A 15,136-nucleotide genomic window follows, 5' to 3' on the forward strand; every position below is an offset into this window, starting at 1 on the left:
AAGGCCAGTTTAATTGCATTGCTTCGAACGAATAGCGCAAAGCATGGGCAATTATGATCGGTTAAATCGATCGGTCGCGAGCGTCCCAATACTGCTGGGCCAGCACGAAGGCCTCATCGCGCGGCGTCCCCAGGCCACGCAAAGCCAGCGCCATGGTCGAAATCAAGGCCAGTTGCGGGTAGCTGTCTTCTACTTCGCCGCGCCACAAAGCGACCAGTTGCGCAGGATCGAGGGTCGCGGGTTTGACATGGCGTCTTGGCGACAGCGCGGGCCATTCCTCATCCCAGCTTTGCCCGGCCGTGGTGCCGTACAAATGGCTGATGGTGTCCGGGTTGATTTCGACCTCACCGCCATCGCCCTTGATCACAATCGCATGGTCTCCCAGCAAGCCGCTGGCGTCGCGGTGCATGCCCTGATAGCCGGGGTGGAAAATGCTTTGCAGGCCACAGCGGGCGCCCAGCGGATTGAGAACCCGCGCCAGTGAATGGATCGGCGAACGCAGGCCCAGGGTGTTGCGCAGGTCGATCATTCGCTGCAATTGCGGCGCCCAATCGCCCAGCGGGATAAACGCCAGGTTGTGTTGTTCGAGCGCTGTACCGACCTCCTGCCAATTGCGGCACAGCGGGATGCCCAGCAGGTCGAGCAATTGCTCGCTGTACAGGCGACCTGCGGTATGTGCGCCGCCGCCGTGCAACAGTACGCGAACGCCGTTTTGCGCCAGGCACTTGGCGGCGAGCAGATACCACGGCAGGTGGCGTTTCTTGCCGGCGTAGGTCGGCCAGTCGATATCGACCTGCAAGGCTGGGGTCTGCAAGCGTTCGCGCACTGCCTCGGTGAAGCCTGCCAGCTCCTCCGCGCTTTCTTCCTTGTGCCGCAACAGCATCAGAAAAGCGCCGAGCTGGGTGTCTTCGACTTTCTCGTCGAGCAACATGCCCATGGCCTCCCGGGCTTCTTCGCGGGTCATATTGCGCGCCCCGCGTTTGCCCTTGCCAAGGATGCGCACGAACTGGGCGAACGGATGCTCGGCAGGGGTTTCGGTGATCAGCGGGGCAATAGTGGTCATATGCAATTCGTCGGCTTGGGCAGGCCCGCCAGCTTGGCGGCAAGTTTGGCGGGAGTGCCATTGAACAGGCGATTGAGGTGCAGGCTGTTGCCCTTTTCCGGGCCCAGCTTCAACGCCGTGTATTTGATCAGCGGGCGGGTCGCGGGCGACAACTGAAACTCGGCATAAAAAGCCCGCAGCAATTCCAGGATCTCCCAGTGTTCCGGGCTGAGAATGATGTCTTCCTGCACAGCGAGGGCGGCGGCGACCTCAGTCGACCAGTCGTTCAGGTCTTCGAGGAAGCCGTCCTTGTCCAGAGCAACGCTGCGCTCGGCAATCATCAACTGTTTCATAGCCAGGTGTTGACCTTGTCGAAGCGGATCGACAGCGCGACGAAGCCTGCGTAGTCGACGCTTTCGACCCAGTGCGGAGCCTCAAGGTCGCGAGCCAGGATATCTTCCTCAAGTGCGAACAGCGTGATCGACGCTATTTGCGCTTCCAGGTCGCGACGCGGCGCGCAATCAGGGCGCAGGGCGTACGTCGCATCGCCGCACAGCAAAATGGCGTCCTCCTTGCCGAGCACGCGCAGGCAACTCGTCAGACGGCTATCTGCAAAGGGGGAGTGAGACAAAACATGCAAAGTCGACATCAGAGCGTTATCACTTGGTCGTAGCGGTCAATAATCACGGAAATTTCTGACGCATGAAGCAGCTGTAGTGTGTCCATATTCAACCCCGCAGGAAAAACCCCGCGTTCTGCCAGGCTGTCGCCACAAGCATAAATGTCCTCGATGCCAAACAGCGACAGGGCCTTCAGGTTAGCCGTCAGGTCCTTCTGTTGTACTTGAGCGGCCATTTGCTCGGGTAAAAGCTGGAACACCCCGTCATCGAGAAACAGTAAGCCGATGGGCAAATCGAAGGCGCCGCCCGCCAGCACGATATCCAGTGCCTCTCGTGCGCCGGGGCCTGACCACGGGGCCTGACGGCTGATAATCAACAAGGATTTAGACATCTCAAGGCCCTCCGAAGCAGATCAGTCGGTCGGCCATCTGCACCGCATCATGCAACTGGCCAAGTCCGGACAGCTCCCACGGTGCTGGCAGATTGACTGCCGGTCGCGCATAGCGCAGAGCTTCTTCTTCATTCAAGACGCCGCGACGCAAGGCGGCGGCGATGCACACCACGCCATCGAGTTGATGCTGGCTGACGAATTCGCGCCATTGGCGGGGCAGGTCCTGCTCATCCTGAGGCGTGACGATATTGCCCGACGCGCTGTGCACGCCATCCTGATAGAAAAACAGCCGGACAATCTCATGGCCGCCAGCCAGCGCCGCCTGGGCAAACAGCAAGGCACGGCGGGAAGAGGGCGCATGGGCCGCGGAGAAAAGGGCAATGGCGAACTTCATGGTCGGCTCAGTCAATGAATCTGCAGCCATGATAAAGAGTTTGCGGACAGCAGACAGCAAAAAGCCCGCTAAGCGGGCTTTTTGTTGAAGCTCAACAGCACATCAATCTCTGCTGCCACCCATCAGGCCGAACAACTGCAACAGGCTGATGAACAGGTTGTAGATCGATACATACAGGCTGATGGTCGCCATGATGTAGTTACGCTCGCCGCCATGGATGATGGCGCTGGTCTGGAACAGGATGCAGACCGAGGAGAACAGCACGAAACCGGCGCTGATCGCCAATTGTAGCCCGCTGATCTGGAAGAACATGCTCGCCAGCACAGCGCCCAGCAGGACGAAGAAGCCGGCGGTGATGAAACCACCGAGGAAGCTCATGTCCTTGCGAGTGATCAGCACGTAGGCGGACAAGCCACCAAATACCAGCGCGGTCATTGCAAATGCCGAACTGACAACCTCAGCACCGCCCTGCATACCCAGGTAGCGGTTGAGAATCGGGCCCAGCAGATAACCCATGAAACCGGTCAAGGCGAAGGTCGACACCAGCCCCCAAGCCGAGTCGCGCAATTTATTGGTAAGGAAGAAAAGGCCATAAAAGCCGATCAGCACCACGAATACGTTCGGGTAACGAACATGATTCTGCTGAGCGATAAAAGCCATCAAGCCGCTGAAGGCGAGGGTGATAGCCAGAAGACCGTATGTGTTGCGCAGGACGCGGCTAACCTCTAGCTGCTCGGCCTGCACGCCGTTCTTAACTGCGTAATCCTGTTCGCGCATGGCGCAACTCCTGGTGATTGAAATGTTCAGACGCAAAGATCATAACAGAGGCTCTGCTGCTGGCTATCAAGAGAGTTTGACAGTGTGTTTCATTCGGGTATTATGGCGCCCGCAACGCAACGGAGGTGTGGCCGAGTGGTTTAAGGCAGCAGTCTTGAAAACTGCCGACTGTAACAGGTCCATGAGTTCGAATCCCATCGCCTCCGCCATATTTACGCCTAAAGGCCCCGTATTACGGGGCCTTTTTGCTATCAGCGCTTTCTGTTCCCCCATTTGTTCCCCCACACACGACGCGCTTCCTATTGATCAGCCTTTGCCCCTGCAATCGTAGCGCTTGCTGGAGCACGCTGTTGTAGGTTTCAATTGATTCGACCATCGGTCGCTCTGAAGAGCTACACGCTGCGTCTTGGATCTGTTATCGGAGTTTCAAGGTTGGATGGCGCAGAGGCTATCCACTGCGATGAGGCGCGGGTGTGGATGTGGGTGCTAAAGAGTCTGATCGAGAAGGTTGACAGCAAAATAGCCTGCCAGTCCCGGGCCCACTGTATGCCTGGCTGGAGAAAGCACAGCACCAAGTGACGACGCAACATGCGCTGGGTAAAGCACAGTCGCCGATGAGATCAATCGTCGCCTGCTCGATGTACGTGAAATTTTCGAACAGACGTCCGCGGCCAGCGAGGAATCCCGTTCTCTTTGTTCGTAGTATTGACTCGTGGATTAGCTTGCCCCTCAAGCAGGCTGCAAACTGCCTGCCCAAACCGGCCTAGGTCCGGTAAGACATTGCAAGGATTCAGGTTATGGAATTGCCACTGGAAACGGTTGCCCTTTTTTCCCTCAAGCTGGCTTATGAGAAGGAGGGCGATAGTCCGATTTTGCGTCAAGACACGATAATGAGTGATTACCAGAAAGACGTGTTCGGCTTGCTTGTGCGTAAAGGTGATGTCGAAGCTATCCAGCTGAAAATGGATGAGTGTCTGGGGTTGGCGTTGAACGCTTTAGGCGGTGCCGATACACCGCTAGGGCGGGAGCTTCACAAGCTGTCAGCTGACTTTAGTTGTGTGGAGACGATGGAGGCGCTCGATGCCCCGTTAACTGCACTCAAGGACTACTTAAAAGACGTTCAGTAATAAGCCGTCGTCATCGGAACATTCGCACAACGTGAGTCTGGCGCTCACTCCATGACGTCCTCATAGATTCTAGAGGGCATTGCGACATCAATGCATTTGGTTGATGCGATCAACTCTCCAGCCTGCCCAGAGGGTGTGACTATGACTCGATGTGGGCTGCTGGGTTTACTGGGTTCTGGTTGGTATCAAAGCTGTCGCGAACTCACACAATGACGTTTCGCTTTTCCTGTGGGGATTCTGCTGTCAGACGACGCCTACGCGAACCGGGTCATCGAACGCTTTATCGAGTCGCTGAAGGCTAAGATTGCGTATAGCGATCTTGGCGCTCGCTTGAGGAGTGGCTCTGGCTCTGCTCACGACGGTAAAGTTCGCTACGTTTGGGTGAGAGAGAGCGGGGTAAGCATAGAAGGCCTCATTATCACCTGGCAATCCTGCTGAATTACGATGCCTTCAATGCACTGGGTAAGTTCGAGCCAGCAGGGATAACATGTTTAACCGTCTGGTGGAGGCTTGGCCAGTGCCCTAGGCTTGCCAGTAGAGGCAGTCAGCGGCTTGGTCGAGATCCCGAGTAATCCGTACTATCACCTGAATCGTGAGGATTTGGCTGGACAGGCTGAGTTCTTTTTCAGGGCTAGCTATCTCTGTAAGGCTGCAACCAAGGCTTTTGGGGATGGTCATCATGGCTTTGGGGCTAGCCGGATCTGATACTACTCGTTTGCCTTTACATGTAGTCACAGGCTAGCGACGGGCTTTCTCAATCGCCGCTAGCTGCGGATGGATGAGCAAGGTAGCGGAATGGACTGGTTTGTCTGGCTTGTTGAGCTATGCAGCCTATGGATGACGGTCCTTAACATCGAGGAAGTCATGTTTATTGCTCATCAGGTGGCCAATCAGGCTGATCGGCTGAAGCATATCTTAATAGGGCCGGAGGCTGAGCCAGGCGGCGACCGAAGACTTCCATAGACTCAAGTCCCCTGCCGCTTCGGCTTCAGGGGGACGTCGTGGCTTGGATCAGTCATATAGCCAAGACTTCAATTCCTTCAAGCGCCCCGCCACAATCTGCTGCGTCTCCGGCTTGTGGGCGGCGTTATTTTTGATGTTTTGCCCTGTTTTATTGGGTTTTGTTAGGTTTTGTATTCTTGTCCCCCCATGTACGCACTGCGTCGCCTAACTATCAGTGGCGACGCTCCATTTTAGCCGTTCGTGATGAGTAGAGCGTGGGTATCGACGTTAAGGTCGGCTTGATCAGCCGATGGGGTGAGCTTGCGCCCAGTCATTCGGTCGGCGTTCGAGCTGACGATGTGGCTCCAAACGGTGGTTTATTTCCAGAGTATCGAAACAGTCCCATTCTTCCCGCGTTCTCTGGCACTTCGCTGCTCCACTCTCTTGCGGGTCTAGGGTGGTAGGTTTCGGTATTAGTATTATTTATAGCGTCAGATTATACGTCCATCACTACCAATAGAATTTACCAATTCACAAGCTCTCTTCAGATACCTATCAGGCTTACCCCTCTCAATGGGGTAAGCGCTATGAGCTCAGTCACCCATCCCTATTGCAGCCAGTAACAGGATCAGCGCCAGACGCTGAGCCGAGGTCGGCCCATTGGCAGATCGAATCGTAAATAAATACCCAGTCCACTGAGGTTATGAATTCACTCAGCGGATCACCCCCATGGCACACCAGTCCAAGCGTCACTCCGGCAACAGCAATCTCCACCTGTACTACGAGGACACCTTTCGCGGTCTACCCGTGATGACGTCCCACGCCCCCTTCATTACCGAATACCTCGAACGACTGTACGAAACGACTCAGTTAGCGCTGAGCGATCATCGCCAAGTGTTCGCGGTACGTTTCGATCTGCGTTTTCCAGATGACTATCTGCCACCTGCATCAGGGAACGCCGTCATCTCCAGGTTTGTCGACTCCTTGAAGGAAAGGATTCAAATAGCACGTGAGCGCTCCAGGCGCCTGAATGGCTTTGCCCATCAAACACGGGTGCGCTGGTGCTGGGTCAGAGAGGTTGGGCAAGAGGGGCGTCCGCATTATCACTGCGTCTTGCTAGTGAATCGGGATGCGTACCACACGGTGGGACGTTTTCAATCTGAAAGGGAGAATCTATACAGCCGCATTCAGGCCGCATGGGCCAGTGCGCTGAGGATTTCATTCGAAGATGCCGATGGTTTGGTGCACATCCCAGCCGACGCCACATTCCACCTCTCCCAGGATGATTCAGCGGAGATGGATCGGTACTTCCATCGGGTGAGCTACCTCTGCAAGGCAGCTACCAAGGACTACGGCAGTCGATGCCGAGCATTCGAGAGGCCAACGCCACAGAGCTTCGCGCCAGGGGTGAGCGGCTGAGCTCATCCCATACTCAATGAATCCATTCTCCAGCAGGTACGGTCATGCTTTTTCCTTACATCAATCCGCGACTTCCGTTATCTGAATCACACGCTGCAATCGCCATCAGCCGCCTGATACAGGCCGTCGCTCGCACCAGCGCACCAGCCTATCGTGTCACGCTAGATGCTCAAGGCGATGAGCAGATCAAGCCTACTTCGCTCTCCACGCTATTCGACTGTGTGTCACAGATAAGCAAGGAGTGCGCGAATTATTGCAACGACGAACATCAAGATATGTTCTGGATGGCTTACCGGGAGATTGGGCTCGAAGACACCCCATGTGGGATGGTATGCATGGACAGTACGGAAACGGGCTACCTAAGCACTGCTCAAGCGATGAATGCACTGGTCGACAGAATCCGGCTGCTGCTCAATCGCCAGGAGCTGGACGAGGCTACTGCATGAGGTGATGATCGTCAGTCCGACTCAATGCCGGGCCATGCACCAATAACCCACAAACGTGACTCACGCACGTCGGCGAGGCACCAGCAGATGGTGCCTCTAACTGCCAGGGCGGTGCTTGCTGTATCGCTACCGTTTGATCCACATGGGTGTCAGGCACGACTCGTCGTAGCCCATGACGAGGAAACGGGTTCAACCGATTAGGTTGAGTTAAAGGGTAAACCCTGCAGTTAAAAACTGCAGGGGGTGGTGGCTTTTAACCTTGACTCGAGACCGGCTAATGGGCGCTGAACGAGCCCTATGAAAAACAGGTATACGCCGCGACCCCTACCATTGCCGTACCGAACACCGCCGCCTGAACCCGTAATGCCGCCGGTGAGTTGAACCGTCCAAGGATTACTCTGCCGCCATAGATCCATGGGAAGTGGCAGAACACCCCCAGCACCACGAAAGCTGCGCTCAGTTGGAGAACCTGCATGGTGAGGCTAACGTCGCTGACCAGAAACTGTGCGAACATCACGATGATCATTGAGTGGATCTTGGGGTTAAGCATCACGCAGAAAAATCCTTCCCGAAACCCTGGCGCCTTGGCCTTAGTACTGTCCTTCAACGGTTTTACCGAGGCGCGTAAGAACCCGTACGCCAAGTACAGCAGGTAGCATGCGCCCAACCATTTCAAAGCGAGGTGTACCTGTGGGTACTGGTGTAATGTGCCCCCTAGGCCCAGTCCGTACAGGGTGCATAACGCGAGATTAGCCAGTTCGAACCCGAACCAGAACGGCATCGCACTGCGTACCCCTAGGCTGCCGCCGGTGGTTGCCAGCAGCGTGTTACCCGGCCCCGGGCTGATAATCATTGGCACGGCATAGCTCAAAAACGCTCCCCACAGTTCCCACCCAATCATGTTTGTGTTCCTACGCTACGTGTCAGAGGTCGCTATTAGCGCCTATTCCCGATGCCAGGCAAAACGACTTATCATCACCGGCTCGATAATCTTGGCTAATCGAACACCATGCGCAAACTTCCGCCCCTTGGTGCTGCCCGCGCCTTCGAAACCGCCGCCCGGCACATGAGCTTTACCCGTGCCGCCGAAGAGCTGTGCGTCACTCAGGCAGCAGTCAGTCACCAAGTGCGTCTGATGGAGGACTGGTTAGGTCAACGCTTGTTCGAACGTCGGGGGCACAGCCTCACACTTACTGACAAAGGCACGGCGTATCTAGCTGCGCTCTCCCAAGTGTTCGATCAATTAGCAGCAGCTACCGAGCAAGTTCAGATGCCCCAGGAGGGGCCATTGCGGGTCACTGCGTTGCCGTCTTTCGCGTCGCGCTGGTTGTTACCACGGCTGCCGGATTTCCATGTACGCCACCCGGACATCGAACTGCGGGTCAGCAGCTCCTCTCAATTGTGGGCAGGCGATGACAGTTATGATCTGGGCATCCGCTCTGGGATCGGTCGCTGGCCTGGGTTCAGGACTGAGTTGCTGGCGCGCGAGTATTTGAGTCCCGTGTGCAGCCCGTCCGGGGCTGCGGAGTTGATTGCTCCCCGCGATCTGGCCCGCATGCGTCTGCTGCACGACAAGCCGCGCTCGGGTTGGGCACAGTGGTGCGAAATTGCTCAGGTGAATCTAGACCTGTCTCAGGGCTCATTTTTCGATGACGCCTCATTCGTGTTGCAGGCCGCCATGGACGGGCAGGGTGTTGCATTGGGCCGATTAATGCTCGCGCAAGCGGATATACAGGCGGGGCGTCTGATGCAACCGTTCCCGATAGCGATTCCGAACGACTATAGCTACTGGATCGTCACCCCGCGTGCGAGTGCGCCGCGCCGCGATCTTGAAGCGTTTCGGGAATGGCTGCTGCAGGCTGCTGCGCAGAGCTCATTGTAGGTTCTGTCTGCGTATAGATGATTTCGCCGGGCGCATAGAGCGCCAGTTAAAGCTGGCGGAGGATAGTCGATGAAAGTTCGATACTGGTAAGAAATGGCGAATCAACCAAACTCCGAGTTATGCATGACTTTCTGGGCTTCACACACTGTTGCAGTACCAACAGAAGCGGTGGGTTGTCGGCGCTGATTGAAAACTGACCCACCCTGCCGATTGAAAATTGACCCAGGGCGGATTGCTGATTTTTGCATCAGCAATTGTGGATAAGCTTAGCAGTCGTATCCCGGTGGAAGAGGCATCAAGCCCCACCGCATGTAGGCATGCGGCAGGGTATTTTCGGTGCCGATCAAAACGGCTCATCGTCCTCGGCACCATCATCGTCTTTGCGCTTTCGTTCACGTGATTTGATCTTTGTCTGGGCGACCAAGCTGCTGTGTTGCAGACGGTAGGACTCGTTGCCCGTTTCGACGATGTGGCAGTGGTGCGTCAGCCGATCCAGCAACGCAGTGGTCATCTTGGCGTCGCCAAACACACTCGACCATTCTGAGAAGCTGAGGTTGGTGGTGATAACGACGCTGGTGTGCTCGTACAGCTTGGATAGCAGGTGAAATAACAGTGCACCACCGCTCTGGCTGAAGGGCAAATACCCCAGTTCATCGAGTATCACCAAGTCTGTCCGTAGCAGCCCTTGAGCGATTCGGCCCGTCTTGCCATCGTACTTTTCGCGCTCCAGTAAATTGACCAGATCCACCGTGGAGTAGAAGCGCACGCGTTTGGCTGCCAATGCCGTCAGCGTCATCGGCGTCAGCCTGGGGCGTTCGCTAGAAGGTCTGGTCGGACCTGACAGGCAAAACCGTGACAATGTTAATTACCCCGGAGTCATCTATGCACCGTTGCCGATTCTGCTATCTAGCCAATTGGCGAGCAAGGGATCGATAACGACCGGAAAGCTGACGTTTGCGTCCTGGAGCGAGCACTACTGCGATTTGCCGGTCGCGATTTGCGCCACGGTTATTGAGGCGGTGCGCGACGGCGACATCATCTGTACCGCCACGATCAAGGCCGTTATCAAAGGCCTATTGCCGGACACGGAGATCGGTACTGTCTGCGTCGATGACGTGTTGGCTCATGAGGAGGGTGTGACGATCTTCAAGTCGGTTGGATTAGCTGTGCAGGACCTGCTCTTTTCCCGAGAAGTTGTCAGGCAGTGGGTTGCTGGATTCTGTTGAGAACATTGATACCCTTGCATGCCGAGCACTTCAATGCGTTATTCCAGCAGGTACGCTGGGCGGCGGCGCTGAGCTGGATGGTGACTCTGGTGATTGGCCTTGGAGGGGCGGTGGCAAGCTGCCTTGTTCGGCCTGCTGCACCAGCCATGTGCAAAACAGCTCGAGTTTCTTGCTCTGTTCCGGGCTGCGCTTGGCAATGTAGGTGTAGCGGCTTTGGTGAAAGCCGAATGGCGCGAGTAAACGGCCAAGACGAATGTCGTCGGCCACCAGGTGCCAGGGGGCGACGCAAATCCCCAGGCCGGAAATTGCCGCCTCCAGGGTAAAATAATAGTGCTCGAACTCCACTCCGTCTGGCGCGGCCGCCGGATAGCCGATCGCATCACTCCAACTGGTCCAGGCGTCCGGGCGAGTTTTTGTGTGCAGTAGCGGGTGCTGGAAAATGGAATTCAACTCGGTTAGTTGAACACGCGCGGCTAACGTGGGTGACAGCACGATGCCCAATCGTTCAGGAAACAGAAGCAGGGTATTTTTTTGACCGTCAGCGACCCCTTGCTCCGCACTGATCATCACGTCATAGCGGTCTCGGCCCGGATCGCTGGCCTGGGCTGAGGAGCTCAAGCGAATCTTGATCTCAGGGTACTTCGCATTGAAGTCGAAAAGACGGGGGATCAACCACTTGAGCGTAAACGTGCTGAAGCAGGACACGTCCAGAATGCCTGTCGCGCTATCACTGATTCTGCCGACGGCGGCTTCGATCTGATCCAGCGCAGCGGTCAAATCGGGCAGAAGTTCTTTCCCTGCGGCGGTGAGCCGCGGTTTGTTTTTGGCACCCTCGAACAGTTCCACTCCAAGGCTCAGCTCTAACTGGCGTACCTGGCGACTCACGGCTCCGGGCGTGACAGACAGCTCTTCGGCGGCGGACGTCATTTTTCCCAGTCGGGCAGCAGCCTCGAAAGAGCGGAGTGCATTCAGTGGTGGGAGGCGACGGTTCATAAAGTGATTTTAACTCAATTTGAATGAGCGCATAAATCGATTTCCAGTCCTGTCCAGGTTTTGCAAAATCACTTGGTTCCTGCCTGTCTGGTTGCCGTTCAAGAGGCGCTAGGAGGATAGGCGTACCTCCTGAATTAATTGAGAAAATCTCCCATGCCCTTCGTTCGAACATCGGTCATCAGCGGCACCAGCCAGCAGCAACGTCAACGCATCGTCGATGGCATACACCAAGCGCTGGTCGAGAGCATTGGCATGCCCCGGGATGAACTGTTCAATCTGGTTGTGGACTATGATCCGCAACAGTTTTTTTACAGTCGCAGCTTTAATGGCGTCGCGCGTTCAGACCGTCTGATCGTGATTGAAATTACGATGCGCAGAGGTCGCAGTGACGCGATGAAGCGCGAGCTCTACCAAAAAATTGCCGACAACCTCACTGCCCGGGCACAGGTTCGCCCGCAAGATATTTTCATCTTCATGCATGAGAATGACTATTCGGATTGGTCGGTGGGCTCGGGCAAATTTGCGATGGCACTGGAGCAACAAGTCGGTGATGTTTCTACCGTGTAGCGGCCAGTTTTTTTGGGCCGCGCCGGCCTGCGGGCGGGGTTTGTCACAGCTAAAGGGGGCGTGATCAGCCGATGGGCTGAGCTTGCACTCAGTCATCTAGCCTGGCCTGATGCAACTCAAGTAACCTGAGTAAAGCCGGTTCCTTATCGATAGTCTCGATGAGATCAGCAAACCGGCTTCCTATCGAATTTGCAGAAAAACCGCCCAACCCAGGGCCGTTTTCTTCGTCTCGATTTCTTCGGCACAAGCAAGGAATGTTCGACCATGAAATTCGGCTACACGATCATCTACGTTCCGGACGTTACCGCCTCGCTCCGGTTCTTTTCCTCGGCCTTCGGGCTTGCCACTCGCTTCCTGCATGAGTCCGGCACCTATGGCGAACTGGAAACGGGAGAAACCGCACTGGCCTTCGCCTCCCACGAACTGGCCGAGATGAACTTCAGCACCGGCCATGTGGCCGCACACTCGTCCGTAATACCGTTGGGTATGGAAATAGGTCTGGTGACCGAGGATGTTCCAGGCGCCCACGACAAAGCCTTGAACGCAGGCGCCACACAAATCGCTGCCCCGGTGACCAAACCCTGGGGACAAACGGTTTCCTATGTTCGATGCCCCGACGGAACACTGGTGGAGCTTTGTACACCCATATAGCCGTAAGTCAGGACACCGGCTCTGGCGCGGAAGGTGACAACACAACAGTCGCTCCAACGCGGTCTCGGTGCCGGCGCGCATGTCCATCGGTTCGGTGGCGAGCCAGATGGCGTCGACACGAATCATCGCAGCAGGTCTCGCAGAAAGGTCGCACACGCAGTGGCGTTGTCGGCAGGCCAGCTCACCACGACGGTGCCGCGAGCATGGGGGACTTCGATGTGGATGACTGAGGTGGCGGATTCAGCCTGTGGGGTTGGCGCCTGCCATTTCAACGGGACGAAGGCTGATTGCAGAGCTATATCTTGGCGCGGTTGGAGACGAATCCACTTGTGCACGAGGTTGGCGTTGAGCCCGTGGTGCTGGGCCACGCTGGCAATGGACGCATCAGGCTGTGCGCATTCCTGGATGATTTTGGCTTTGAAAGCTTTGGTGTAGGAGCGTCGTTTTGGCTGCATGAAGGATCCGCTTAAATAGGCCAGAGATGGTGTCCACTTAAATTAAGTGCACACCATGTCGGTGCTTAGCGGGGCTGAAAAGATGGGTTTGCCGTTCCCTTACGTTGAAAGCTTTAGGCGGTGCCGATACACCGCTAGGGCGGGAGCTTCATAAACTGTCAGCTGACTTTAGTTGCGCGGAAACGATGGAGGCTCTTGATGCCCCGTTAACTGCACTCAAGGACTACTTAAAAGACGCTCAGTAATAAGCCGTCGTCGTCCAGGAGCATTCGCGCAACGCGAGTCTGGCGCTCACTCCATGACGCCCTCTTAGGTTCTAGAGGGCGTTTCCGCTCGGCAGATGTTATCGTAATGTCATGGCCCAGTGGCACGATCTTTCATCCCACCTTACTTTTCATGGTCTCGCGGACGAAGCACTGCAGTCTTTGAGTGCAGCTATCACTTGTCCGCAGATGCGCCCAGTTCAACAATCATTTTTTTGACAGAAGGCAAAAGCAGTTCCGCCATGTGTGCATAGCCTTCGGCTGTGAAATGCTGGCCATCAGGCCGAGGAAAATCTTTGAGGCCTTGCGCCATTTTTCCGTAGTACGTAAAGCCATACTTTCCTGGCAGACTGGCTTGTAGGTCTTCATAACAATCACCACCAAGAACCAATACTTTCAGATGACGGTCCTTCATCCATGACAATATCGTCGCCAAGTTTTTCGCCATATGGTCCTCACTGATGCCGTTTTTGTGGCCGCAGTCGTTGGTTCCCGGTTGGAAGAGGACAATGTCTGTGCCGATCGGAATTGCGGGTTCCAGCCTGTTGCGCTCATCTTCGGTTGTGTCGCCACTTGAACCTTGGTTTACGACATTTACATTGAAACCCTCTGTTCTCAATTGCCGCTCCAGTTGCGCTGGGTATGCTTGGTCCCGACTCACAATTTTCCCTGCGGTCTGGCTAGCTCCAGACGCGACGATTTGAATCGGCTTCGTGCCGCCGACCGACTGAGCAAAGCTGCCCGCCACGATGCTGGCAAATAACACCAACGTCGCACATACTGGCCGGTACGAATATGCGAGTTTTGTTTTCATTGTGGAAATGCCTAAGAGTGAAATTGATCGCTTAGTTTGGATATAAGGCAATATTTCGTGAGTAACTATCTTCTTTGGCACCCTCTGTTGTGTTGAAGCGAACACGGAATCTTATTGTTCCGATAAATTTCGATGGAATGGCCTTCGCAGTCAATACCACGGTCCCTCCAGGGATCTTGGCCGTGCCCAGGCACTGTTGACGTAGATCCGTAACATCTTCTTCACGAATCGACAGTTCGATCCCAGGAGGTCCCTCGAGCAAGTCCACACCCCTAACTCCTCTCAGTAGTGATTCGCAGTGTCGGTTGACCCAGAAAAATTCGCCAATATCTACACTTTCACCCACCTTCAAAGAATACTGCTGTTTATCTGCTCCAGTTGCTCCCCAAGAAACGAATGCAAGAGCAAACGGAAGCAATATATTTCTGCTCCAAGATGGCAACATGACAATCTCCGTATATTCCTGATTCAAGCTGGAAATATTAAGACTCTACAATTTTTGACATGTATGCATTGCGGAGTCAGCTACTTTTTTAATCTGTGGGCGAGGCCAATTATATTTAACAGTCAACTGTCGAAACGCGACCATTATCGATACTCAGAAAGCGCACCTGTATGCTGCTTGATCGGCGACCGTGGGCCTGGATCGAAACGGTGACAGAGTTATGTGCCGCTTTACGCGGAAGGCCATTCATCGATCTGAACTCGAGGACAAAGCTGTCCAAGACATCGAGTCGATAAGTAAATTTGTCCCGATTTTCTGTCCATGCTGTTGTATCTGAACCTGGTAGAGTATGCGGGATGAGCATCATGCTTTTCTCGGCTGGGTTCTTGAGTGAGCATAGGGCGCTTTTTTTAAATGTCAAAAAAGCGGCTTTACTCCGAATGTCTATTTATTATCAGATAGTGTTGTGGGCTGTTGTAGTGGTGGGAAGCACCTTTTTTCTAACGTATTGTAAGTTATAAAAATTTTCATTAGTGTATCGCTGATGTAACATTTTTGATTGCTTAGATGGGGTATAAAAAACTTTTGACATTCCTGTTGGCTTTATAAAAAATATTTTTTATGAGCATTAAATATTTCAAATCTCTGTAGTTCTAACTGAATAAGGTCGTTTGATTTTTTT

18 protein-coding genes, 1 tRNA gene and 2 pseudogenes are annotated in these 15,136 nt (G+C 54.8%); 9 read left to right on the forward strand and 12 right to left on the reverse strand.

From position 1 onward, the window contains the following. Positions 1–61 precede the first annotated feature (61 nt). The 6 genes from AC1MEE_RS04410 to AC1MEE_RS04435 form a co-directional block, all read right to left on the reverse strand. Positions 62–1,063: a glycosyl transferase family protein gene (locus AC1MEE_RS04410; protein WP_480414041.1), complete on the reverse strand. Its 1,002-nt coding sequence runs from the start codon at positions 1,061–1,063 to the stop codon at positions 62–64. Continuing rightward, on the reverse strand, positions 1,060–1,395 hold the full coding sequence (locus AC1MEE_RS04415) for a TusE/DsrC/DsvC family sulfur relay protein (protein WP_480414042.1): 336 nt from the start codon (positions 1,393–1,395) through the stop codon (positions 1,060–1,062). Before AC1MEE_RS04415 ends, AC1MEE_RS04410 begins: the two co-directional genes overlap by 4 nt. Next, the gene (gene tusB, locus AC1MEE_RS04420) at positions 1,392–1,691 is read right to left on the reverse strand and encodes a sulfurtransferase complex subunit TusB (protein ID WP_480414043.1); all 300 of its coding nucleotides are present in this window, start codon (positions 1,689–1,691) and stop codon (positions 1,392–1,394) included. The genes AC1MEE_RS04415 and tusB overlap by 4 nt, the downstream gene beginning before the upstream one ends. Beyond that, positions 1,691–2,053 (reverse strand): sulfurtransferase complex subunit TusC, encoded by a 363-nt coding sequence (tusC, locus tag AC1MEE_RS04425; protein WP_480414044.1) that lies wholly within the window; start codon positions 2,051–2,053, stop codon positions 1,691–1,693. The genes tusB and tusC overlap by 1 nt, the downstream gene beginning before the upstream one ends. A gap of 1 nt (position 2,054) precedes the next feature. Beyond that, positions 2,055–2,447 (reverse strand): sulfurtransferase complex subunit TusD, encoded by a 393-nt coding sequence (gene tusD / locus AC1MEE_RS04430; protein WP_480414045.1) that lies wholly within the window; start codon positions 2,445–2,447, stop codon positions 2,055–2,057. 102 nt (positions 2,448–2,549) lie between these two features. Then, the gene (locus tag AC1MEE_RS04435; protein WP_480414046.1) at positions 2,550–3,224 is read right to left on the reverse strand and encodes a Bax inhibitor-1/YccA family protein; all 675 of its coding nucleotides are present in this window, start codon (positions 3,222–3,224) and stop codon (positions 2,550–2,552) included. Between the two features lie 121 nt (positions 3,225–3,345). Between AC1MEE_RS04435 and AC1MEE_RS04440 the strand changes: the two genes are divergently transcribed. The 5 genes and pseudogenes from AC1MEE_RS04440 to AC1MEE_RS04460 all read left to right on the forward strand — a co-directional run bounded on the left by AC1MEE_RS04440 (position 3,346) and on the right by AC1MEE_RS04460 (position 7,158). Next, positions 3,346–3,433 (forward strand) — tRNA-Ser (locus AC1MEE_RS04440). A gap of 588 nt (positions 3,434–4,021) precedes the next feature. After that, the gene (locus tag AC1MEE_RS04445) at positions 4,022–4,351 is read left to right on the forward strand and encodes a hypothetical protein (RefSeq protein WP_480414047.1); all 330 of its coding nucleotides are present in this window, start codon (positions 4,022–4,024) and stop codon (positions 4,349–4,351) included. A gap of 225 nt (positions 4,352–4,576) precedes the next feature. Next, positions 4,577–5,056: pseudogene (locus tag AC1MEE_RS04450) on the forward strand (YagK/YfjJ domain-containing protein); the annotation flags it as partial. A 966-nt stretch (positions 5,057–6,022) separates the two neighbouring features. Continuing rightward, positions 6,023–6,712 (forward strand): inovirus Gp2 family protein, encoded by a 690-nt coding sequence (locus AC1MEE_RS04455; RefSeq protein WP_480414048.1) that lies wholly within the window; start codon positions 6,023–6,025, stop codon positions 6,710–6,712. A 44-nt stretch (positions 6,713–6,756) separates the two neighbouring features. Beyond that, positions 6,757–7,158 carry a hypothetical protein gene (locus AC1MEE_RS04460; protein WP_480414049.1) on the forward strand — a complete coding sequence of 134 codons (402 nt, stop codon included), beginning with the start codon at positions 6,757–6,759 and terminating at the stop codon, positions 7,156–7,158. A 295-nt stretch (positions 7,159–7,453) separates the two neighbouring features. On the opposite strand, the gene AC1MEE_RS04465 is transcribed toward AC1MEE_RS04460, so the two are convergent. Beyond that, positions 7,454–8,059: a LysE family translocator gene (locus AC1MEE_RS04465; protein WP_480414050.1), complete on the reverse strand. Its 606-nt coding sequence runs from the start codon at positions 8,057–8,059 to the stop codon at positions 7,454–7,456. A 108-nt stretch (positions 8,060–8,167) separates the two neighbouring features. Here AC1MEE_RS04465 and gcvA point away from each other — a divergent pair, with 108 nt between their 5' ends. Beyond that, positions 8,168–9,040, forward strand: a complete 873-nt coding sequence (gcvA, locus tag AC1MEE_RS04470; RefSeq protein ID WP_480414051.1) for a transcriptional regulator GcvA — start codon at positions 8,168–8,170, stop codon at positions 9,038–9,040. A gap of 343 nt (positions 9,041–9,383) precedes the next feature. Here gcvA and AC1MEE_RS04475 read toward each other — a convergent pair. Continuing rightward, positions 9,384–9,812 (reverse strand): annotated as a pseudogene (locus tag AC1MEE_RS04475) (ATP-binding protein); the annotation flags it as partial. On the opposite strand from AC1MEE_RS04475, the gene AC1MEE_RS04480 reads away from it, so the two are divergent. Then, positions 9,811–10,266, forward strand: coding sequence for a hypothetical protein (locus AC1MEE_RS04480; protein ID WP_480414052.1), 456 nt, complete (start codon positions 9,811–9,813; stop codon positions 10,264–10,266). The pseudogene AC1MEE_RS04475 and the gene AC1MEE_RS04480 sit on opposite strands and share 2 nt — an antisense overlap. Before the next feature lie 30 nt (positions 10,267–10,296). On the opposite strand, the gene AC1MEE_RS04485 is transcribed toward AC1MEE_RS04480, so the two are convergent. Then, entirely contained in the window at positions 10,297–11,259 is a 963-nt protein-coding gene (locus AC1MEE_RS04485) for a LysR substrate-binding domain-containing protein (protein WP_480414053.1), read from the reverse strand. Between the two features lie 153 nt (positions 11,260–11,412). Between AC1MEE_RS04485 and AC1MEE_RS04490 the strand changes: the two genes are divergently transcribed. Together AC1MEE_RS04490 and AC1MEE_RS04495 are read left to right on the forward strand one after the other, a co-directional pair. Beyond that, entirely contained in the window at positions 11,413–11,826 is a 414-nt protein-coding gene (locus AC1MEE_RS04490) for a tautomerase family protein (protein WP_480414054.1), read from the forward strand. A gap of 264 nt (positions 11,827–12,090) precedes the next feature. After that, on the forward strand, positions 12,091–12,477 hold the full coding sequence (locus AC1MEE_RS04495) for a VOC family protein (RefSeq protein WP_480414056.1): 387 nt from the start codon (positions 12,091–12,093) through the stop codon (positions 12,475–12,477). Positions 12,478–12,599: 122 nt separating this feature from the next. Here the strand turns inward: AC1MEE_RS04495 and tnpA are convergent, their stop codons facing one another. The 3 genes from tnpA to AC1MEE_RS04510 all read right to left on the reverse strand — a co-directional run bounded on the left by tnpA (position 12,600) and on the right by AC1MEE_RS04510 (position 14,454). Next, positions 12,600–12,932, reverse strand: a complete 333-nt coding sequence (gene tnpA, locus AC1MEE_RS04500) for an IS66-like element accessory protein TnpA (RefSeq protein ID WP_480414058.1) — start codon at positions 12,930–12,932, stop codon at positions 12,600–12,602. A gap of 438 nt (positions 12,933–13,370) precedes the next feature. Beyond that, positions 13,371–14,009 (reverse strand): SGNH/GDSL hydrolase family protein, encoded by a 639-nt coding sequence (locus tag AC1MEE_RS04505; RefSeq protein ID WP_480414059.1) that lies wholly within the window; start codon positions 14,007–14,009, stop codon positions 13,371–13,373. Positions 14,010–14,040: 31 nt separating this feature from the next. Further along, positions 14,041–14,454: a hypothetical protein gene (locus AC1MEE_RS04510; protein WP_480414060.1), complete on the reverse strand. Its 414-nt coding sequence runs from the start codon at positions 14,452–14,454 to the stop codon at positions 14,041–14,043. Positions 14,455–15,136 lie beyond the last annotated feature (682 nt).

Source organism: Pseudomonas sp. ASL3, from assembly GCF_056680425.1.